19 protein-coding genes are annotated in these 19729 nt (G+C 47.0%); 14 read left to right on the top strand and 5 right to left on the bottom strand.

Annotation, left to right across the window (positions count from 1 at the left end):
• Nucleotides 1-93 precede the first annotated feature (93 nt).
• Together MKS89_RS20405 and MKS89_RS20400 are read left to right on the top strand one after the other, a co-directional pair.
• A complete protein-coding gene (locus MKS89_RS20405) occupies nucleotides 94-720 on the top strand; it encodes a fused MFS/spermidine synthase (protein ID WP_072955169.1) in 627 nt (208 codons plus the stop codon).
• Between the two features lie 4 nt (nucleotides 721-724).
• Entirely contained in the window at nucleotides 725-1633 is a 909-nt protein-coding gene (locus tag MKS89_RS20400) for a spermidine synthase (protein WP_072955692.1), read from the top strand.
• Nucleotides 1634-1709: 76 nt separating this feature from the next.
• On the opposite strand, the gene MKS89_RS20395 is transcribed toward MKS89_RS20400, so the two are convergent.
• The gene (locus MKS89_RS20395) at nucleotides 1710-2666 is read right to left on the bottom strand and encodes an AEC family transporter (protein WP_072955170.1); all 957 of its coding nucleotides are present in this window, start codon (nucleotides 2664-2666) and stop codon (nucleotides 1710-1712) included.
• 285 nt (nucleotides 2667-2951) lie between these two features.
• Here MKS89_RS20395 and MKS89_RS20390 point away from each other — a divergent pair, with 285 nt between their 5' ends.
• The gene (locus tag MKS89_RS20390) at nucleotides 2952-4337 is read left to right on the top strand and encodes an SLC13 family permease (RefSeq protein ID WP_072955172.1); all 1386 of its coding nucleotides are present in this window, start codon (nucleotides 2952-2954) and stop codon (nucleotides 4335-4337) included.
• Nucleotides 4338-4453: 116 nt separating this feature from the next.
• Here the strand turns inward: MKS89_RS20390 and MKS89_RS20385 are convergent, their stop codons facing one another.
• Nucleotides 4454-4843 carry a nuclear transport factor 2 family protein gene (locus MKS89_RS20385; protein ID WP_072955174.1) on the bottom strand — a complete coding sequence of 130 codons (390 nt, stop codon included), beginning with the start codon at nucleotides 4841-4843 and terminating at the stop codon, nucleotides 4454-4456.
• 117 nt (nucleotides 4844-4960) lie between these two features.
• Between MKS89_RS20385 and MKS89_RS20380 the strand changes: the two genes are divergently transcribed.
• Nucleotides 4961-5692 carry an AraC family transcriptional regulator gene (locus MKS89_RS20380; RefSeq protein WP_072955176.1) on the top strand — a complete coding sequence of 244 codons (732 nt, stop codon included), beginning with the start codon at nucleotides 4961-4963 and terminating at the stop codon, nucleotides 5690-5692.
• A gap of 157 nt (nucleotides 5693-5849) precedes the next feature.
• On the opposite strand, the gene MKS89_RS20375 is transcribed toward MKS89_RS20380, so the two are convergent.
• Nucleotides 5850-6299, bottom strand: a complete 450-nt coding sequence (locus tag MKS89_RS20375; RefSeq protein ID WP_131814853.1) for a hypothetical protein — start codon at nucleotides 6297-6299, stop codon at nucleotides 5850-5852.
• A 323-nt stretch (nucleotides 6300-6622) separates the two neighbouring features.
• Between MKS89_RS20375 and MKS89_RS20370 the strand changes: the two genes are divergently transcribed.
• Nucleotides 6623-7396, top strand: a complete 774-nt coding sequence (locus MKS89_RS20370; protein WP_072955180.1) for an AraC family transcriptional regulator — start codon at nucleotides 6623-6625, stop codon at nucleotides 7394-7396.
• Nucleotides 7397-7433: 37 nt separating this feature from the next.
• On the opposite strand, the gene leuA is transcribed toward MKS89_RS20370, so the two are convergent.
• Complete coding sequence (gene leuA, locus MKS89_RS20365; RefSeq protein ID WP_072955182.1) at nucleotides 7434-9098, bottom strand: 2-isopropylmalate synthase; 1665 nt, start codon at nucleotides 9096-9098, stop codon at nucleotides 7434-7436.
• Between the two features lie 270 nt (nucleotides 9099-9368).
• On the opposite strand from leuA, the gene MKS89_RS20360 reads away from it, so the two are divergent.
• The 4 genes from MKS89_RS20360 to MKS89_RS20345 all read left to right on the top strand — a co-directional run bounded on the left by MKS89_RS20360 (nucleotide 9369) and on the right by MKS89_RS20345 (nucleotide 12318).
• On the top strand, nucleotides 9369-9926 hold the full coding sequence (locus MKS89_RS20360) for a nucleotidyltransferase domain-containing protein (RefSeq protein WP_072955184.1): 558 nt from the start codon (nucleotides 9369-9371) through the stop codon (nucleotides 9924-9926).
• A 108-nt stretch (nucleotides 9927-10034) separates the two neighbouring features.
• Nucleotides 10035-10451 (top strand): VOC family protein, encoded by a 417-nt coding sequence (locus MKS89_RS20355; RefSeq protein ID WP_072955186.1) that lies wholly within the window; start codon nucleotides 10035-10037, stop codon nucleotides 10449-10451.
• Between the two features lie 30 nt (nucleotides 10452-10481).
• Nucleotides 10482-10916 (top strand): GNAT family N-acetyltransferase, encoded by a 435-nt coding sequence (locus tag MKS89_RS20350; protein ID WP_072955189.1) that lies wholly within the window; start codon nucleotides 10482-10484, stop codon nucleotides 10914-10916.
• Nucleotides 10917-11358: 442 nt separating this feature from the next.
• Nucleotides 11359-12318, top strand: a complete 960-nt coding sequence (locus tag MKS89_RS20345; RefSeq protein ID WP_072955190.1) for an alpha/beta hydrolase — start codon at nucleotides 11359-11361, stop codon at nucleotides 12316-12318.
• Nucleotides 12319-12769: 451 nt separating this feature from the next.
• Here MKS89_RS20345 and MKS89_RS20340 read toward each other — a convergent pair whose 3' ends face one another.
• Entirely contained in the window at nucleotides 12770-13162 is a 393-nt protein-coding gene (locus MKS89_RS20340; RefSeq protein WP_072955193.1) for a hypothetical protein, read from the bottom strand.
• A 190-nt stretch (nucleotides 13163-13352) separates the two neighbouring features.
• On the opposite strand from MKS89_RS20340, the gene MKS89_RS20335 reads away from it, so the two are divergent.
• From MKS89_RS20335 to MKS89_RS20315, 5 genes are all read left to right on the top strand, one after another.
• Nucleotides 13353-14204, top strand: a complete 852-nt coding sequence (locus MKS89_RS20335) for an AraC family transcriptional regulator (RefSeq protein ID WP_072955194.1) — start codon at nucleotides 13353-13355, stop codon at nucleotides 14202-14204.
• A 241-nt stretch (nucleotides 14205-14445) separates the two neighbouring features.
• Nucleotides 14446-16740, top strand: a complete 2295-nt coding sequence (locus MKS89_RS20330) for a TonB-dependent siderophore receptor (protein ID WP_077316153.1) — start codon at nucleotides 14446-14448, stop codon at nucleotides 16738-16740.
• A 58-nt stretch (nucleotides 16741-16798) separates the two neighbouring features.
• Nucleotides 16799-17254 carry a hypothetical protein gene (locus MKS89_RS20325; RefSeq protein ID WP_072955197.1) on the top strand — a complete coding sequence of 152 codons (456 nt, stop codon included), beginning with the start codon at nucleotides 16799-16801 and terminating at the stop codon, nucleotides 17252-17254.
• Complete coding sequence (locus tag MKS89_RS20320; RefSeq protein ID WP_205409068.1) at nucleotides 17238-17648, top strand: hypothetical protein; 411 nt, start codon at nucleotides 17238-17240, stop codon at nucleotides 17646-17648. Before MKS89_RS20325 ends, MKS89_RS20320 begins: the two co-directional genes overlap by 17 nt.
• A gap of 365 nt (nucleotides 17649-18013) precedes the next feature.
• Nucleotides 18014-19702 (top strand): ShlB/FhaC/HecB family hemolysin secretion/activation protein, encoded by a 1689-nt coding sequence (locus MKS89_RS20315; protein WP_077316152.1) that lies wholly within the window; start codon nucleotides 18014-18016, stop codon nucleotides 19700-19702.
• Nucleotides 19703-19729 lie beyond the last annotated feature (27 nt).

Genomic DNA, 19729 nt, shown 5'->3' with positions numbered 1-19729 from the left:
ATTATTGATGATTCGACTTGCTATATGAATGATTCCTGCGAATATTATGAGAGTAGCGGATGTTTTAATTGTGTAATAGACAATAGGAATCATATGACGTTTGACAATGGATTGTTGAAGAATCGGTTTATTTTTTTACTCGCTTTTCTAAGCGGTTTTTGCATCATGTCGGTCGAGCTGATGGGCGGGCGGATTCTGGCGCCTTACTTTGGCAGCAGTATTTATGTGTGGGGCAGTATTATCACCATTTTTATGGTGGCATTGTCGGCCGGTTATCTGCTGGGCGGACAGTGGTCGATGCATTGCCCTTCTTTGCGTAAATTTAGCTTACTTTATCTGTGTGGTGCCGTGACTTTACTCCCGTTGGTGTTCTGGGGTGAAACGGTCATGGAGCAGGTTTTCATCCGGATAGAAGACCCGCGTTATGGCTCACTAGTTGCGTCTATGCTGCTGTTTTTCCTACCGACTTTGATTTTAGGGATGATCTCGCCTTATTCGATCCGTTTGCTTGTTAGTGACTCCGGGCGTAGTGGGCAGGTTGCCGGAAAGCTTTATTTTGTCTCGACATTGGGCAGTGCATTGGGGACGCTCGCAACGTCGTTCTATCTGGTGTTGTGGCTTGAAGTGAATACGATTCTATTGAGTTTGATCGGGGTATTATGTGCCGGAGGCATGGTTGCATTCTATGTCCGTTTTCCCCGAGTGGTTGCAGAGGCTTAAAGTGATGTTGAAGAAGATGTTATCGGTACGTATCTGGCTACCAGTCTTGCTGTTCGTAATTGGCTTTTCCGCTCAGAGTGAAGTGATCTATACCCAGAAGTCGCTTTATCGGGATATTGCGGTGGTTGAGAAAAATGGTTTGCGTTGTCTGGTCTTTGCGTTGGTGAAAGGCGACAGTGTGCAGACTTGTCAGTATCAAGACGAGCACGATCACCGGCTGGTGTATTCATATAGTCAGATGGTGATGGGCGGGTTACTCATGAATCCTCATCCGCAGCGGATACTGCTGATTGGGCTGGGCGGGGCTTCGATTCCGAATGTGTTAACCCAGCTCTACCCAGACGCTGAATTGGATGTGGTGGAGTTGGATCCGGGCGTGGTGAAAGTGGCGCGGGATTACTTTCACTTTAAAGAAACCCCGCACACCTCGGTGGCCGTTGCGGATGGGCGTGTGTTTGTCAAACGTGCTATTCTCCGCAAGAAAAAATATGACTTTATTATTCTCGATGCGTTTACCGGTGATTATATTCCGGAGCATTTAATGACTCGGGAATATCTACAAGAAGTGCAACGACTGATGACTGAGGATGGCGTATTGGTGGCAAACACTTGGTCGTCCAGTCAGCTTTATGCGCATGAATCCGAGACCTATCGTCAGGTGTTTGGCCCGTTCTTTAATTTTAAAATGAAACAGGAACAAAACTACGGTAACCGGATTATCATTGTCGGTAATGGCAAACAGCCGCTGCCTTCCCTGCAAGTTATGCGAGAGCGTGCGAAGCCATTGGCAAAGTTATTAGCGCCTTATAATGTCTTGATCGAACGGTTCCCGTCATTGATGTCCACCAAAGCAGACTGGGATCGATCCGCCCGGCCTTTAACCGATCAATATTCTCCGGCAAATCTGTTGTAATCGTTTGTTATCGCCAAATATTTTTGAGGCAGTCTGTTCAAGACTGCCTTTTCGTCGGTTAGCTCAACTTTGCAGATCAGATCAGCGCCAGTGATGACAATACAAACACACCAAGCGTAGTGGTTAACAGCGACAATAACGTGGTCAGTACAATGATGTTGGCGGCCAGAGTTGCATTACCGCCCATTGCGCGTGCCATCACATAGCTGGCAGCAGCGGACGGTGCGGAACTGCATAAATAGATAATCCCTAGCTCTGCGCCTCGGAACCCCCAGAGCCACGCGCCGAAGGTGATCAGAATCGGGCAGGCGAGTAGTTTGAACGCGGTCGCTGACCAGGCCGGTGCTTTATCATGATTGAGTTGATGAATATCCAGCGAGCCACCACCGCAAATCAGTGCCAATGGTAGCGTCATGTTGGCGAAATATTGTCCGGCTGTGCTGGCAACATCCGGCAGGGTCAAATTGAGTTGAGAGAAGCCGAGCCCTAATAATATCGCGATAATCAGCGGGTTCTTGGTCAGTGTTTTACCCACCATCACCAGAACCTTCATCCCTGACTGGCTGCCTTTTGGAGTGAGCGTGATAACCGCCTGCACGTTAAAGAGTAGCGTGATCGCTGCGACATACAATGCGGCCTGTGCCAAACCGTCAGATCCGTATGCATTGGCAATTAAAGCCAGCCCGATAATGCCGCTATTGCTGCGAAAGGCGCCTTGAATAATCACCCCTTGATCGGCCTCGCGCTTGAAATAATATTTGACCACCAGTGTGATCAACAGGAAAAACGCAAAATTAGAGATGACGCCATAGAGAACCAATGAGCCACCGCTGGTCACATCATGTGGGGAATTGACAATACTCAGAAAGAGTAGTGTCGGTAGGGTGGCTTTAAATACAAGGCGTGATGCGATTTCAATAAAATGGTCATCGATAAGCTGGCTGCGACGAAAGTAAATCCCTAAAAAGAGCATCAGACAGATCGGGCCGGTAACCGACAGTGAAAATTGCAGTTGTTGTAGTAGTAAATCCATAACGTTCCTGATTGGTATGTAAAGCAATGATTGGTTCATCTCTGCATCATGGCCACTAAATTGTTGACCGATGAATCAATTCATTATCATTTTTACGGGGACAACTGCTTTTATTGACTCGCGTAACAGAACCAAGGTATGTCTTATGTCATTAATTATTTCTGTTGCATATTACGTACTTCATTGAATAATGACTCACAACCGCTTGCACTGGATGGTCATCTCACGGACCTTTTCCTCCCGGATTGCTGAGGTTTAACATAGCCCAAATAAAAAGGAAGTCTAATGAATAAAAACGATAATGTCCCTCTCCCCGTGAACACCCGAGAATGGTTTTTAAACCGTAATAGTATCATTATCTTGGCCGATATCGTGCTGTTTCTGCTGCTTTATTTTAACTTACCGTTTCAGCCTGAAGTGGTGTTGGGGATCAGTCTGCTCGCCTTCATTGCTGTGTTATGGTTAACCGAAGCACTCCATGTGACGGTGACCGCCGTTCTGGTGCCGGTTCTCTCGGTATTGTTCGGTGTCTTTGATACCACCACCGCGCTGAGCTACTTTTCCAACCCGATTATTTATCTGTTTCTGGGGGGCTTTGCGTTAGCCGCAGCCATGCACCAGCAAGGGTTGGATAAAGTGGTTGCAGACAAAGTGCTGTTGCTGGCGAAAGGCAGAATGAGTGTCGCGGTTTTCATGCTGTTTATCGTCACCGCGGTCATCTCGATGTGGATTAGTAATACCGCGACAACTGCGATGATGTTGCCGCTGGTGCTGGGTATCCTGAGTAAAGTCGATGCAGACAAAGGCCACAAGACTTATGTGTTCGTCTTATTAGGTATTGCATATAGTGCCAGTATCGGCGGGATTGCGACTGTCGTCGGTAGCCCACCTAATGCGATAGCCGCTGCCCAAGTCGGGTTAACCTTTACCGACTGGATGAAATTTGGCTTGCCAACGACAGTGGTAATGCTGCCGGTAATGATTGGGATTCTCTATCTGTTGCTTAAGCCTGATTTGTCCGGTCATTTTGAACTGAACCATGAACTGGTGAATTGGGATAAAGGTAAAGTTGTCACGCTCGGTATTTTTGCGCTGGTGGTGTTTTTCTGGATATTCAGTAAACCAATCAACGCCATGCTGGGCGGATTCAAATCGTTTGATACCATCATTGCACTTAGTGCGATTATTCTGGTGAGTTTCGCCCGGGTGGTACACTGGAAAGAAATTGAAAAAACCGCAGACTGGGGGGTGTTATTGCTGTTCGGTGGCGGTATTTGCCTCAGTAATGTCCTCAAGCAGACCGGAACCAGTGTCTTCATTGCCCATGAGTTGAGCAGAATGATCTCAACGCTCGGGATCCTCTGGATCGTGGTCATCATCGCGACATTTGTGGTCTTTCTGACGGAGTTTGCCAGTAATACCGCCAGTGCAGCGTTATTGATTCCGGTTTTTGCCAGTGTTGCGGAAGCGTTTGGTATTTCACCTGTGTTGCTCTCGGTATTAATCGCGGTCGCTGCATCTTGTGCATTCATGCTACCGGTCGCCACGCCGCCGAATGCCATTGTGTTTGCCTCAGGTCATATCCAGCAGTCTGAGATGATGCGGGTCGGTATTTATTTGAATATTGCCTGTATTATTCTACTCACCCTGATTGCGGTGTACTTCTGGTAGGGCAGCGTAAAAACGCTGGGTGATCCCCAACAGAATCCTGATCACGTTAATGGGTGCAGGAGATAAAAGAGAAGGGAGCGAAATTGCTCCCTTTCATTTATTTGACTGACGACGTATTAATGTCTGCAACTTAAGTCCTGATCACTCTCGGCACCTTTGAGCATGCGGGTTAATTCCTCGCAGCGAATGATCTGACCATCAGTGACGGTAAAGTGTGCCATCACGTCAAATGACACCGTCGTACCATCCACTTTTTCAGCACTCACCTGATGGTGAGTCAAAACCGTATCGCCTTCTGAAGCGGCAGCAATCAGAGTGAGAGCGATATGTTGCGCTTCTTGTTTGAGTAATGCCATATGGTTAAGAAAGTGGTTGAAATCCAGATGATTGCCATTCACAACCTGATGATAATTCGGAGAAAAATATTTTCTAATGACGTTTTCTTCATGTGTTGGGCTCGTGATGACCTCTGCTAAAGCATGAACAACAAATTGACAAATGTGCATCGATATTGACCTCTGTGCTGGTTGGTCAAGACACTATACATGCTTCGTTATTTGTATGATTATCGTTACTTTGCCATATTATACGGCTAATCGGTCATTGTGTGGGGATCAAAAGTGATGGATGTAAAAACGCTCAATCATGTGCAAATGCATGAGACACCTTGGCATGCGCACCAAGCCGGTCAGCTCTATTGGTTACAACGCGGTATTATCATCATTGAAACCAGCTTTGCCCAATGGCCGATAACGCCCGGTTCCGTGGGGTGGATCCCCGAAAATTGTGCTCACAAGGCAAAGATATTAGCCTCGGTGCAAGGGTATATGCTGTATTTGGATAATGCTGATGGGGTTGTATTTCCCCAATCTCCGGGAATTTACGGGGTGAACGCTTTTCTGAGTGCTCTGATGCAAAGGGCCACTTGCTTAAATGATAGTGATGATTATTCACCGAGTTATATTTCGCATTTGGTGGCATTACTCGGTCATGAAATCACGATGTTGAATATGCTGCCGATTGGCTTGCCATTACCTTCAGACCGGCGTGCCCGTCATATCGCTGATGAACTGCTTCATTGCCCTGCAACCGATTTAACGCAAACACAATTGGCAACTCGGGCGGGAATGAGTGTCCGTACGCTGAGCCGTATCTTTACGCAACAAACAGGGCTTACCTTTAGCCAATGGCGTCAACAGTCCAAGATTGTCATCTCGTTGAAGTGGCTGCTGGCGGGTTTACCGATCAGCGATGTTGCCGAGCGGAGCGGCTATCACAACGTCAGCGCCTATATTGAGGTATTCCGTCAGCGTTTCGGTGAAACACCGGGGAAATTTCAGGCGAAGTTGGATTAGACGGAAGAACTTTTTCCACCTGTATACCAACTCATGGGTTCTGCAACAGAGCGGATTTTATAGCGAATGATTTTCGGCACAGCATGACTAACGGAATATTCATTATTAGGAGAATTTTCCTAGATCAGCCGATTAGAACTTTTCACCATCGCAGCTTTCATCGTCCACGGAAATGAAGCTGGGCGGCAACCTTACCCAAATTGAAAATGGAGATACTTTGGCTCAGCCTGTGCAGTTGGACAGGATCAATATTCTCAACCAGTGTTTTATCCGGTGTACTCAAGAACCTCATGTCACGAAAGAGTTTCAATAGGGTTTGGTTATTTTCAGCAGTGAGTGCTTGCTTAAGCTGGGCCTGTTGTCGAGCCGAGCACTGATACATCTTTTCCTGATAAATATACAGCACAACATGCTTCTTCTGGATTGAGCTGAGTGAATTAAACCAAGCATTATCTTCAGGAAATCTGACAGAACTGTTTTGCTCCTGAGCGAGACACTGACCATAAGCTTTGTCCCATTGGGTGAGGGCTTGAACACTATTGACTCGATTTGTACAACCACTCAGCAGCATCATGAATATATAAAAAAGGCTATAACGTGGCTTCACTGATACATCTCCAAAATTCCCCTTCTTTTCCACAGGTATCGTGTTACAATTTTTCGTATTCATATGAACTTAAGTAAATATCTCAAATGAGAATTTTATCTGTAATTGTTCATCAATCACAGTCTTAAAGGTGGGTGATTTGCAATTATGCGATATGTTGCTGGAAAATAGATGTGGTTATTAACGGAATGTTCATTGATGCTTTGACTTTGACGTATCGCATTATGCCTTTTGTTGCGTCCAATGCACACGGCCGAGTTTGACAACCCTTTCATGATTGGCTTTAAATACTGCGAGACAGGGCTGGATGAGTGTGATGATGGATGAAATTTTGTGACGAAGCGTTAGGGCCGCCAATTATTGCTTATGCACACAATTATGCGCACGGGGATGTTGAAGCGCCTCATCAGCATCAGTGTGCCCAGTTTTTACATGCGCTCAATGGTGTGATTCGCGTGGATACGCAAACGGGATCATGGGTGGTGACCGCCAATAAGGGATTGTGGATCCCGGCGGGTGTTTCCCATAGCCTCAGAATTACCGGTGAGGTTCGTGTTCGCACGCTGTTTGTCGATCCGATGGCAAGAGCGGATCTGCCGAATACTTGTGTGTTATCGACGGTTTCCCCGTTGTTGACCTGTTTAATTGTGGAGGCGGTTTCTCTGCCCGATGTTCGCATGGCAGGAACACGAGAAGAGCGCATCTTTGAATTGATTCTGGACGAGTTACGCCGGTTGGATCCGATTGATTTTTATCTTCCTCATCCGAGTTCTGAAGCGTTGGTGATGCTTTGCCGTAACATATCCGAGCGCCTCTCGCATCCGTGGACCGCTTCAGATGCGGCTAAATCGCTCGGCCAAAGCGAGCGGACGGTATCACGCCGATTTCAGCAAGAACTGGGGTTAACTTTTACCGAGTGGTTACGTCAGAAGCGATTACTCCATGCACTGGAACTGTTAGCCAGCGGCTGTAGCGTGTTAGATACGGCATTAGCGATTGGTTATGACAGCCCGAGTGCATTTAGCGCGATGTTTAAAAGCCGCACCGGGCTGTCTCCGAGTGAATATTGTCCGCCAGTAATGCCATTGGCTCGCTAATGCATCATCGATAGTCTTATCGATGGACGTCGTGAGCCTACAAGAGTTGCGCATAGGCATTCAACAATGCCTGTAACGACGCTTTGGTGGCATCCTCTTCAATTGCGACCCCAAAAATACTGACATTAGACATCGCGGACTGAAGCTGAACATAACTTGCCGCTTTACTGTGGGTTTGCGTGCCCAGCGTGTGCTCGTGGTAATCCACCACATTGGCTTGGCAATCAAACTGCTGCATTAATCCGGTTAACAAGGCCGACATCAGCCCAATACCACAACCGGTACAGGCGATTACTTGGTCGCGGTAACGAATCTGCGCCTCAATCTTTTGTCCGTCCGCTGTCGGTTGGCTGTGATAGTGCTGCAAGCTCATAAAAGGCTGACTGACTACCCCATATGAGGTTCTGAACAGTTGCCATAGCTGTGCAATATTCATTTCACTGCCGGTTCTGTCAGTATGATTTTTCACTCTCTTGCTTAAATCAACCTGAAGCATCTTCGGTAGCACCAAGCCGTGGTTTTCTTGCAATAGCCATGCGGCACCACTCTTACCTGACTGACTATTGACTCGAATGACTTCTTCATAATTGCACCCCAGATCCATCGGGTCGATAGGTAAGTAAGGGATATTCCAGTGGCCGTGTGGCTGCCCATGATAGCGGGCGAATCCTTTTTTGATCGCATCTTGGTGAGAACCGGAAAAAGCGGTAAACACCAATCTGCCCGCATATGGGTGACGCGGGTGTACCGGCAGTTCATTACACTGTTCAACCAGTTCAACCGTCTTTTGCATATCGGCAAAGCGTAATTGCGGGTTGATCCCTTGTGAATAGAGGTTTAAGGCCAGCGTGACCAAATCAACATTTCCGGTGCGTTCGCCATTGCCGAACAAACAACCTTCGACCCGCGTCGCACCGGCAAGCATCGCCAGTTCAGCGCTGGCAACACCCGTGCCCCGATCATTATGCGGATGTACACTGATGGTGACATGCGCCAATGAATGCAAGTTGTGGATGAAGTGTTCGATTTGATCGGCAAACACATTCGGGGTGTTACGCTCAACAGTCGTTGGCAGGTTAATAATCAGAGGGCGAGCGTCACAAGGCTGCCATACTTCGGCGACGGCCTGACAGATTTCAAGGGCAAATTCCGGCTCGGTAAAGTTAAATGTTTCCGGTGAATACTCCAGTGTCCATTGCGTTTCAGGATGCTGTTCACATAATGCTCTGATCTGCTGCACGCCTTTGACTGCAAGCGCTAATGTCGCTTGTCTGTCTTGATTAAACACGATTTCTCTGAAAGCCGGTGCGGTGGCATTGTATAAGTGAACAATGGCTTTGGCAGCGCCGAGCAGTGACTCAATGGTTCTTTCAATTAAGTCCGGTCTGGATTGAGTAATCACCTGAATGGTCACATCATCAGGAATCAATGCGTTTTCGATCAGTTGGCGGACAAAGTCAAAATCTGTTTGTGATGCAGACGGAAATGCCACTTCAATCTCCTTAAATCCACATGTCACCAGATGATGAAAAAACTTCAATTTTTTATCGATGTTCATTGGGTTGGCTAACGATTGGTTGCCGTCTCTTAAATCGGTCGAGCACCAGCGGGGGGCGTGTTCTAACTGTTTTGACGGCCAAGTTCTTTGCGGAAAACGAATGACCGGTGCGGGTACATATTTGTCTGATGGTGTGGCTAGCATGTTGAATCTGTCCATAGGTTAGGAAAGGGAACATTCATGCTAGAAGGGTTTGTGAATCATATCTGAACAGAAGTTGACAGGAATCGTCGGGTTTTGGACATTGTTTGGCTGAATCATTGATTTTCTCTGCCGAGAAAAGGAGAGAATTCTATCCTGAACAGATCGTTCAAGTTCACTTATGAAAGAACGAGCGACAAATTAGACAGCACAGTGCTGGGATGTTATACAGCGAGATGCTGTCTAATCACTGTTATACAAACGGAGGCAACTGTGAGTTTAGAAGCACTGAATCTTGAAAATCTTCCCCTTCAAAATAAGCTGGTTAAATCTGCTTGTTCTGCGTTTATTTCCGAAGACAACGTGGTTGCCGCAGTGTTGTTAGGCTCATTGGCTGCAGGTACGGGTGACAGAATATCTGACGTTGACATTTTGATCCTTACACAAAATGAATTCCATAAATCCACACAAGAGTGCTTCTCGGCTTTTGAGCGTGGTAAAGAAATTTTCTACCGTAATCAAGGCTTTCATAACGAGAATGCTTACTTTACAAAATACATTTTTACGGATTTAACCAGTGCAGAGATTCATTGCCTCGATCTAAGCGAACCTTTTGATATCTCCAGACCTTTGAAAGTACTATTTGATAAAACGGGTGCTGTGGCGTCACGATTAACCGATGCTCCTGCACCAAAGCACGAAGACTTTCCTGCATATACAAATGGTGACCAAGGCTTAATCTGGGAACTTTTAGAGTGTATAAAGTGGTTAAGCAGAGGTAAAAATGAACTCGCCAAATCTTACCTTAAAAAATTGGCGGATAAGTTGTAACAGTTTGTATAATAAGCACAAGCACTCGGAACAAATTTTCGCTGCGCTTCAATTTGTCCGGTGTTGCGGTCATCATACTACCGGTCAAAATCCTCAATAAGGAATACGATGAAACAGAACATTGTCCATATTGCTTTGGTTGTAAAAGACTATGATGAAGCAATTGATTTTTACGTAAACAAACTCAAATTTGAACTGATTGAAGATACTTATCAACCTGCACAAGACAAACGCTGGGTGGTTGTCGCGCCACCAAATTCTCATGGTGTCACATTGTTACTTGCCAAAGCCTCGAAGCCAGAACAGCATGATTTCATTGGTAATCAAGCCGGTGGTCGAGTATTTCTGTTTCTAAATACTGATGATTTCTGGCGTGACTTTGAGCGCATGAAATCGATTGGTATTCACTTCATCCGAGAGCCAACTGAACAAGACTATGGCACGGTAGCTGTGTTTGAAGATTTGTATGGAAACTTGTGGGATCTTCTTCAATTAAACCCAGACCACCCAATGGCGAAAAGGTAGCATAACAAACGTATACGCAAGGAGAGTAACGTGGTAAAAATTCGTGAAATGGAAATCGCGGACTATGACGAAGTGATAGCCCTTTGGGGGCAAACTGAAGGTATGAGCATTAGAGATGCTGACTCAAGAGAAAGTATAGCAATCTATTTAAAGCGTAATCCTGAGTTAAGTTTTGTTGCGGAAATTAATCACGAAATCGTCGGTGCAGTGCTCGTTGGTACTGATGGGCGTAGAGGCTATTTGCAACATTTAGCAGTATCACCGAACTTTCGGGGGCGAAAGCTCGGTCGTGAGTTAGTTGACCAAGCAGTCCGTTCGCTAGCTAAAATTGGTGTCCCCAAAACTCACTTATTTGTGTATAACGACAATGTGAATGCCCAACAGTTTTATGAAAGGCTAGGCTGGTTTGCTCGGGATGAAGTTCGAATGTACTCATTCAACAGTTCGAGCAATAGCAACGTCTAGCACACGGTGTAGGATAAACGACGATGCTGTCAAGGATGACTTTGTATCTAATTTCAGAGGCATCGATGCTCTGTGCACCAGTTCATCTTTCAGAGATGCAAGCGTCACCAGAAAATCTTATCCTAAGCATATCGCTCAAGTTCGTTTATAAAAAGAGAATTCGGTAGATTAGACAGCACAGTGCCGTAATTTCTATCCCCATTTCACATTTGGTTTATCATTTCACTTGTATTTTTAGCGATATGTACAATAATTTTTAGTGTTATAGGTTGTGTTATACAGCACAATACTGGGATGTTATACGGCAGGATGCTATCTGATAACTGTTATGACAAATAATTATAATTAAGGATTTTTTTAGTGAGGATGAATAGGTAATACATCAATAGAATTTTGTATGTATAGATGTATGGAATTTATCAATGACCTAAAGGAAAATTTCATGTTATTTATTACAAATAGGGAACCAAAATTTTCTATCCAAACTAAGAAAAATCGAGAGTTTGATTTTGATTTAAAAAGGAACGCACCATCTAACTCTATTTATTGTTGCGAGAGAGTCGATAAAGATAAATATATTGAATTGGGTTCAACGAAGTGGCTCAAAAGGATTAAAGAGAGTACAGCAGAGCAAATATTATTTTTTATTCATGGATTTTCAAATTTGCCTGAACCAGATATTTTCCCCAGAACTGAAAAATTACAAAAATTGTTTGATGAAAAAGAAAAGAATTTAGTCCAAGTTATACCTGTAATTTGGCCATGCGACAATGATTTAGGGATTGTTGTAGATTATTGGGATGATCAAGAATCAGCAGACATGAGTGCATTTTCTTTTGCAAGGGCTTTGCAATTTTTCATGAAATGGAGGGATGAACAGCCTGATGATAAACAGTGTTTAAAACGTATAAATGTGCTAGCTCATTCAATGGGAAATCGTGTTTATCGGGAAACATTATCCGTATGGAATAAATATCACTTATCCGATGGAACACCGTTGTTATTTAGAAATAGTATTCTTATGGCGGCTGATATAGTTAACGAATCTCTTGGAAAAGGGGAAAAAGGTCATTTAATAAGTGAATCATCAAGAAATGTATCGGTTTATTATGCATCTGATGATTTGGCTTTGAGGGCCAGTAAAATATCCAATTTAAAAAATAGAGTAGCATCAAGACGGCTGGGGCATTCTGGTCCTGAAAATATGGATAATACTCAACATAATGTATTTTCTATTGATTGTGATAACGTCAATCATAAATACGATAATCCCAAAGGACATTCATACTTCCTTGATGATGGAAATGGTAAAGCTGGTGTGGTTTTTGAACACCTATTTAATTCCATAAAAACAGGCCGTGTAGAAATATCAGATAAACAAAATAGACGACATACGTTGTAAGACCCTATTAATGTGAAGCAATTGATAAAAATATATGGCACGGATTTTGGTACTCAAAATGTAGTGCCATATATTTTTTGCCACCGGTCTAAGCGTTATATGTATGGAGACAGACGGTGATCAAAACAGAATATTTGGAGTTGAAATAATTTACTCAGCAAGATTGTAATTATGCTTCTACAAAATACTGACTTTATGGCATTTTCTCTTACTGGAGGAATGAGCTTTGAGTAAGATGCAAGCGTCACCAGAAAATCTTTGTTGTGTAGCTAAGTGATGTGCTGTTCGGTCCCGAATTTTACGGATGTCCCTATCCGGAAAATCCTGAAAACATTGTCCTGAAAACCTCGTCCTGAGGTTTTCTCCCTAATGATTCGGATTTCATGGCTTTTTTTGCAGAGAAAAGGGCGAAAGCCTATTTGACTCAGGGTAAAAATCCCCGGAAGGACTTTCAGGTCTCGTCTGATAAGAACTTCTGCGCCAGAGCCAGTGCTTCGTCTTTGGTCGCAACCATGAGCATGGGATAACCCCAGAACTTCTCATATACCGAGGAGAACGCTTTCGTTGCCATTCGCTTGGCGATATTCGGCTCGATGTAGATCGCTGCTTTCACGAAGGCTTTCAACTCGCTTTTATGACGTTTCATCCAACGCGACGTTTGTTTCATTTCGTCCGGCGAATGTTCGTGATCGCCTTTATCAAGTCCCTCGTCGTTGAGCAAAACAAAGACAGTCTTACGGGCGAGCAATGCCTCGAACTCGGCAAAAGGCGAGGCGTCGGGATCGGTGCCCGGCGCGTTGAATCGCGTCCAGACCAGAGGAAACTGCGAGGTATCAATCTGCATACCAATACTCCTTCAGAACATCACAAGAAATTGCTGGTGGTCAGCTCCGAGCGAGCAGAACGGGCAGCATCGTTGAGCCTAAGATACCTGTAGGATAGCTGGACGTCATTGCATCATTTCGCCATAATATTTTTCAATTCGGCCAAAATATTTCACCTTCTCATCGTCGAACCGAGGTTCAGAACTGACTATGTCTAACATTACAATCACCGACCTGAGCACTGCCCGAAACGTTGATAACGTCCCCCGGCCTGTGGTTGCTCTGAGTGCTACATCGGTCACAAAGGACTGGGAACAGGCCCGTCATCAGCATCACAAGGCGCAACTGATTTACTCCGTTCGCGGTATTCTCAACTGCGAAGTCGAAGACGGTGTCTGGATCGTGCCGCCGCAGTGCGCGGTATGGATACCGGGAAACTTGCCCCACTCATCTCGGGGAGCGGGTGAAACGGAATGTTATTGCCTGTTCGTCGAGCCTGATGCCGCGCCGGATCTGCCAAAAACCTGCTGCACGATTTCAGTATCGCCGCTGCTACGTGAATTGCTGCTTAAGGTGGCTGGCTTTCCCAAATTGTATGAACTCGGGAGTCGGGAAGATCGGTTGATCGCCACTTTACTGGATGAGCTGGCGGCAGCTCCGGTAGAAAACCTTCATCTGCCGATGCCGCACGATCCGCGATTGCGTCATCTCGCGGAGATGCTGTTGGCCGATCCCACAGACAAAACATTGAAGGGGGATTGGGCTACCCGCATCGGCATGAGTGAGCGCAATATGAGTCGACTGTTGCTGAACGAAATCGGTATGAGTTTCGGACGCTGGCGTCGGCAACTGCATGTGATCCTTGCACTCCAGCGCCTGACCAAAGGCGAAAGCGTGCAGACAGTGGCGTTGGAATTGGGTTACGAAAATGCCAGTGGTTTCGTGACCATGTTCCGCAAGGCAGTCGGCAAGCCCCCAGCGCGATACATCTCGGAACGAATGACCGACGGAAAGACGACGGCTGTGCCAGCCATCATACTTTCCGAGCATGGTTTAACCTGATTTGGTTTCGTACCAGAATCGTTCTTACGCTGGAGTCGTTGTGACAGTCATTTCTATACAGCGCTCTGTGTGAAGGGGATTCCATATTGCGCAATCAAGTCAATTCATTTTGCAATCCAGCCAAAAAGAATGAGGCAAACGTATTTGGCCGAAGTGAATAACAATCCGGCCTAATTTCGCCATTACACGCATGCAATTTTATTATTAAATAAAACACCTAATTGCAAATGAGTATCATTTAATGGTTTATATCAAAACTACAGGGAAGTTGCGTGGGTCAATTGATGGGCGCACAGAGCCGACGGTCTACTCTCTGCCCGATGGGCCATACAAAGGGGTTATCAGAAGCACACCTCGCACCGTGCTTGGTTCTGCTGTTGCGGCGGTTGTTCTCATCAGCGCCCAGAGCGCATTCGCCGCCGAGTCAGAGCCGCTTCAAAACAAAGATGGGGAGAAAACAGCTCAGGAAACGGTGAACTTGCCGGCCATGACGGTTATGGGCGAAGGGACTGACGCTTATACCATCGATCAGACCGCAGCGGCGACACGTCTGCCGCTGTCACTGCAGGAAACACCACAGGCGGTCACGGTGATCTCGCGTCAGCGCATCGATGATCAGCAACTGAATTCGGTACAGGGTGTGCTGGACAACACCACTGGCATTGCATCGTACCAGTCTGACAGCGAGCGAACGAGTTTCTATTCGCGTGGCTTTTTGATCAATAACGTTCAGTACGACGGTATTCCCACTGTTGTCGGCGACGTCGTCAATGGCAGTGGCATCGGTTCTCTCGATACCGCGTTCTATGAGCGGGTCGAAGTCGTACGCGGTGGCTCCGGCTTGCTGACGGGCACCGGTAATCCTTCGGCTGCCATTAACCTTGTGCGCAAACGGCCAACCCGTGACTTCTCGGCAGCCGCTTCAATCGGTGCGGGGAGCTGGGATACTCACCGGGGGATGGCTGACATCTCGACGCCGTTGACCGAAGACGGTCGTATTCGTGCCCGTATCGTGGGGACGTATCAAGACGGCCATTCGTACCTCGACGGCTATAAGCCGGAGCGGAAAGGGTTCTACGGCATCATCGAGGCGGATCTGACCGAGAGCACGACGTTGAGTCTGGGTTATGACTATCAGGACATCACGCCGAAGGGGGCGACCTGGGGTGGTTTGCCGCTATGGTTCAGCGACGGTACACAGGCGGAGTATTCTCGTGGTAAGAACTACGCGCAGGACTGGAGCCACTGGGATAATACGCTCAAGACCGCGTTTGCCGAGATCGAGCACTTCTTCGACAATGGCTGGAATATCAAAGCCACGGCTAACCAGTACCGCACGGAATATGATGCTGAATTGCTCGGTTTGGTCGGGCGTCCTGATCGTGAGACCGGCCTAGGTTTTTATCCTTCCGGGGCTTATCCGGTCGCGCTGGCGTCCGGAGGTCGCAGCCGTCAAAATACCTTCGATGTGATGGCAAGCGGTCCTTTTGAACTGCAGGGTCGTCAACACGATTTAGTGGTGGGGGCGACGAGTTCGCGCCGCACATCGAGCCAAGAGGATATTGCACCGTTCTATGCCGGTCTTGTACCGGTCAATGTCTATGACTTGGGGCCTGCCTATCCCCGCCCTGACTTCGATGCCAAGTCTTCGGTACCAACCCACACCCGAGTCAAGCAAAGCGGCATCTATAGCGCAGTCCGGTTTTCACTGGCCGATCCGCTAAAACTCATTATCGGTGGCCGCTTCAGCAACTACGAAATTGATGACAACGTCAATGGCACCTCATTGCATTATAAAAAGAGCGGTGAATTCACGCCGTATGCCGGTTTGGTCTACGACATCAACAACACGTATTCGACTTACGTCAGCTACACAGACATATTCAATCCGCAAACCGACTATCGGGACAGTCGCGGCAACGTGCTCACACCGTCAAAAGGAAAAACCAAGGAAATCGGCCTCAAAGGGGCTTACATGGACGGGCGTCTGAATGCGTCGGTGGATTTGTTCGAGACCAAACTGGACAACGCGGCACAAATGATTGCAGGGACTTATACACCGAGTGGATCCCAAGCTTATCAGGGCGCTGATGGCACGAAATCACGCGGCATCGAGCTGGACTTGCAGGGCGAGCTGATACCGGGTTGGAACATCTATGCCGGCATCGCTCACTTCACGGCGGAAGATGGTGATGGCGTGCGTCTGAATTCGAAGCTACCGCGCACCACGGCCCAGCTTTTCAATACCTACCAGTTGTCCGGAGACTGGCACCAGTTGACGCTCGGCGGCGGTATTCAGTGGCAAAGCCGTTTCTACCAAGCAGCCAATACTGGGACGAGTACATCGGGCGGGGAACAGGGTTCCTATGCTTTGGTATCCCTAATGGGACGGTACGACATCACGAAGGCGATCAATCTGGCCGTCAACCTGAACAACGTGTTCGACAAGAAGTACGCGCTACAGAAGGGGGACTTCGACACGGTGAGCTATGGTGCACCGCGCAATGTCATGTTCACGCTGAACTACAAGATGTGAGTGTCCTCCTATAACACATTTGTTCTTTTGCATACCTAACCTGATAAGAGAGAAAATTATGTCATCCCAACCAAATCTCTACCAGCGTCGCCCTGCGACCATCCATCAACAAAACCGGGTTGCCCTGTTCTGGCTGACTAGCGGTGTCGGCGCTGTACTTTTTGTCACCTTCCAGCTGTTCTTTTACGTCAACGGTTTTGTGAGAGCACAGGGCGCAACGCCGACGATAACGTTTGAGCCCGATGTTCTGTGGGTGTTTCCGACATTTTATGGGTGTTGGATCATCACGGTGTTGCTCGCACTGATCGGCACCCGGAAGTCTCAGTGGGTTGCGCTGATCCTCGGGACTCTGATGGTTGCCCTCAATACCCTCGGCGGGATTTCCGACGGGATGCGTGATGGCTGGTACGTTGCCTTCTCCGCGGTTTTCTTTATCACTGTGCCGGGCGTGTTCGCCATTGTGGCGACCTGGTGTCACCTCAAGAGTAAAGGAGCACATGATGTCGATGAATAGCTCAAACTTTCCCTTCGTCTGGATGAGTTTTTCGCATGAGCCGGGGCATGATCACGAAAAAGACTTCGCAGCATTCGAGGCCAATCTGAAGCGCGGTGAACCTTTTGTGCTATTGACCGATACGCCACCTGCTGAAGACCATGCTCATTCACCGGAAGAGAAGAGACGGACTGCATTCTGGATGAGAGAACACAAGGCTGAGTTGCGCACGCTGGTTCAGGCCATGATTATGGTCGAACCCAGTCAAGCCAAACGCCTCGGCATCAAGGCGTTTGCAGTGCTTTTCGCCAAGTTCTGGGGTTACCCGTTGATTCCGGCTTCATCGCACGAGGAAGCGATGGAGATTGCCGAAGGGCTGTTGTCTGGGCAATCTCCATCATCCTCTGCGTCTTAGCTCTTTATGATCCACATCTGAACATTCCCTCTTTATCAACCCTATTCCGCGACCTGTCAGCAGGTCGCGGAGCCGCTCTCAATCCGGTCATCCTTTAAGAATTGGCATTAATATCCTGAAATCTGGCTTATGACATTTCATTATAAATCATCAAATATTGATTTGATTTAAATATGAAATTAATTGCCTTTATTGTGTTTTGAATTTTGACTACGGATAAATAATCAATATTTTTTAATAAAAATAATGTATCAAATTTGAGAATAATATTGCTATTGATGTTTTTGTAACCTAATATCCGTGCCAATAAAAAAAACAATAGATCCCCTTATTGGGATCATATTTAATGCTAGGTTGTTCCCTGAATGCGAAGACGTTATTTTCAGCGCTTGGCGCTGTCTAAATATTTATTTCTTGCTGGCTGTAGTTATTTCATTTCTTTTTATGCCTATAGCCATAATGGTATGGCACCGATTTCTCCTGCGACTCAGGCGAGTATTGAGCAGGAGCAGCGACAGCGTCTGCAAGAGATAGAACAAGCGAAACAGTCCGTTCAACAGCTAAGTGAATTGCCGACCCTGCCACCTTCGGAGACGACGCGGACTCAGCAATGTTTTCCTATACAACAGATTGTTTTTTCTGGTAATACGCTATTTTCTCACCAACAAATTCTGGCCTGGATTGATTTCAAACCGGGTTGTCTGGGATTACCTCAAATTAATGAATACCTGCGGACGATTACCAACCAATATATCAGTGCCGGGTATGTCACTTCGCGGGCTTATTTAGTGCCTCAGGATTTAACCAGCGGTGAATTAAAAATTGTGATTCTGGAAGGTAAACTGGAAGCACTGAAATTTAATGGTCGGACGGAAGGATTTCTGAATAATGCTTTCCCGGGATTAATTGATCATATATTTAACCTGCGTGAGATCGAGCAAGGCCTTGATCAAATCAACCGTTTGTCCCGTTATAATGCCCAAATTAAAATCAGACCGGGCAGTAAACAGGGATACAGTATTGTTGATATTCGGAGTGAAACACGATTTTGGGGAAATACATCGTTCGGTGTGGAAAACTCCGGTCAGAAGTCTACCGGAGAAACCCAGTTTCGTTATGCCCTGAATGCCGAAAATATCATTGATGCACTCGATCAGTGGTCATTATCCGGTAGCCGGAGTCTCGATCCGCCGACCGGCCATGCCTCGGAAAGTCTCAGCCTGAGTTTGGATATTCCCTACGGGCGCTGGAACGCCAACTATCGCACCGCCTACAGCAGTTACGAAAGCGGCTTTGTCAGCAATGACTTTGTGTTTGGCACCTCAGGAAAAACCAACAGCCATGATGTAACCCTCAAGCGACTGATTACGCGCGATGCACAGAGTAAATCGTTTGTCACGATGGGCCTGAACCACCGCCGGGAAAAGAACTATTTGATGGACAGCCTGATTGTTTCCAGCTCACGCAACCTGTCATCGGCTTATGTGGGCCTCGATTACAGTACCCGGCTTGGCTCAGGATTTCTAACCGTTTCACCGCGACTGACCATGGGCTCTGATCTGTTTGGCGGTGAGCGCAATCAACCGGGTTTCCCCAAGGCTCAGTTTCGTAAAGGGACACTCACCGCCAGTTATACCCAGCCGTTTCAGTCCGGACCGGTGTTCACCAGTACCCTGTTTGCCCAGTGGAGCAATGACACACTTTATAGCAGCCAGCGGTTGAGCATCGGGGGGGAGTATTCGGTGCGTGGGTTTAAAGATGTCTCGATCAGCGGAGATGAAGGATATTACTGGCGCAATGATCTCAGTTATCCGCTGGGCACACTCCCGTATATCGGTCAGGTCAGTGCGCTGTGGGCGGTCGATACCGGTTCAATTGTCCGGGATAAAAATGATGCGCTGGAGCGCGGCTCGCTGATGGGTAGCAGTCTCGGGATTCAGACCCGTAGCCGCCGGGTCAGTAGCAGTCTTGCTATCGGCATGCCACTGGATGCTCCCGGTGCGCTGGATGCGGATCACTATATCGTTAATTACCGTTTGAATATCGCAATTTAAGCCGCTCAGGTATAAAGCTAGGTTAAG

The sequence above is a fragment of the Vibrio gazogenes genome (genome assembly GCF_023920225.1).
GTDB classification, from domain to species: Bacteria; Pseudomonadota; Gammaproteobacteria; order Enterobacterales; family Vibrionaceae; genus Vibrio; species Vibrio gazogenes.
The sequence above is the reverse complement of the archived record's forward strand: the minus strand, read 5'-3'. Positions and strand labels throughout refer to the sequence as shown.

Coding starts and splice junctions, on each gene's coding strand:
- MKS89_RS20320 (WP_205409068.1), top strand. CDS start 17,238: ATGATGTCGATGAATAGCTCAAACTTTCCCTTCGTCTGGATGAGTTTT.
- MKS89_RS20390 (WP_072955172.1), top strand. CDS start 2,952: ATGAATAAAAACGATAATGTCCCTCTCCCCGTGAACACCCGAGAATGG.
- leuA (WP_072955182.1), bottom strand. CDS start 9,098: ATGCTAGCCACACCATCAGACAAATATGTACCCGCACCGGTCATTCGT.
- MKS89_RS20345 (WP_072955190.1), top strand. CDS start 11,359: ATGTTATTTATTACAAATAGGGAACCAAAATTTTCTATCCAAACTAAG.
- MKS89_RS20340 (WP_072955193.1), bottom strand. CDS start 13,162: ATGCAGATTGATACCTCGCAGTTTCCTCTGGTCTGGACGCGATTCAAC.
- MKS89_RS20325 (WP_072955197.1), top strand. CDS start 16,799: ATGTCATCCCAACCAAATCTCTACCAGCGTCGCCCTGCGACCATCCAT.
- MKS89_RS20370 (WP_072955180.1), top strand. CDS start 6,623: ATGAAATTTTGTGACGAAGCGTTAGGGCCGCCAATTATTGCTTATGCA.
- MKS89_RS20405 (WP_072955169.1), top strand. CDS start 94: ATGACGTTTGACAATGGATTGTTGAAGAATCGGTTTATTTTTTTACTC.
- MKS89_RS20315 (WP_077316152.1), top strand. CDS start 18,014: ATGCGAAGACGTTATTTTCAGCGCTTGGCGCTGTCTAAATATTTATTT.
- MKS89_RS20400 (WP_072955692.1), top strand. CDS start 725: ATGTTGAAGAAGATGTTATCGGTACGTATCTGGCTACCAGTCTTGCTG.
- MKS89_RS20380 (WP_072955176.1), top strand. CDS start 4,961: ATGGATGTAAAAACGCTCAATCATGTGCAAATGCATGAGACACCTTGG.
- MKS89_RS20330 (WP_077316153.1), top strand. CDS start 14,446: ATGGTTTATATCAAAACTACAGGGAAGTTGCGTGGGTCAATTGATGGG.
- MKS89_RS20355 (WP_072955186.1), top strand. CDS start 10,035: ATGAAACAGAACATTGTCCATATTGCTTTGGTTGTAAAAGACTATGAT.
- MKS89_RS20335 (WP_072955194.1), top strand. CDS start 13,353: ATGTCTAACATTACAATCACCGACCTGAGCACTGCCCGAAACGTTGAT.
- MKS89_RS20395 (WP_072955170.1), bottom strand. CDS start 2,666: ATGGATTTACTACTACAACAACTGCAATTTTCACTGTCGGTTACCGGC.
- MKS89_RS20385 (WP_072955174.1), bottom strand. CDS start 4,843: ATGCACATTTGTCAATTTGTTGTTCATGCTTTAGCAGAGGTCATCACG.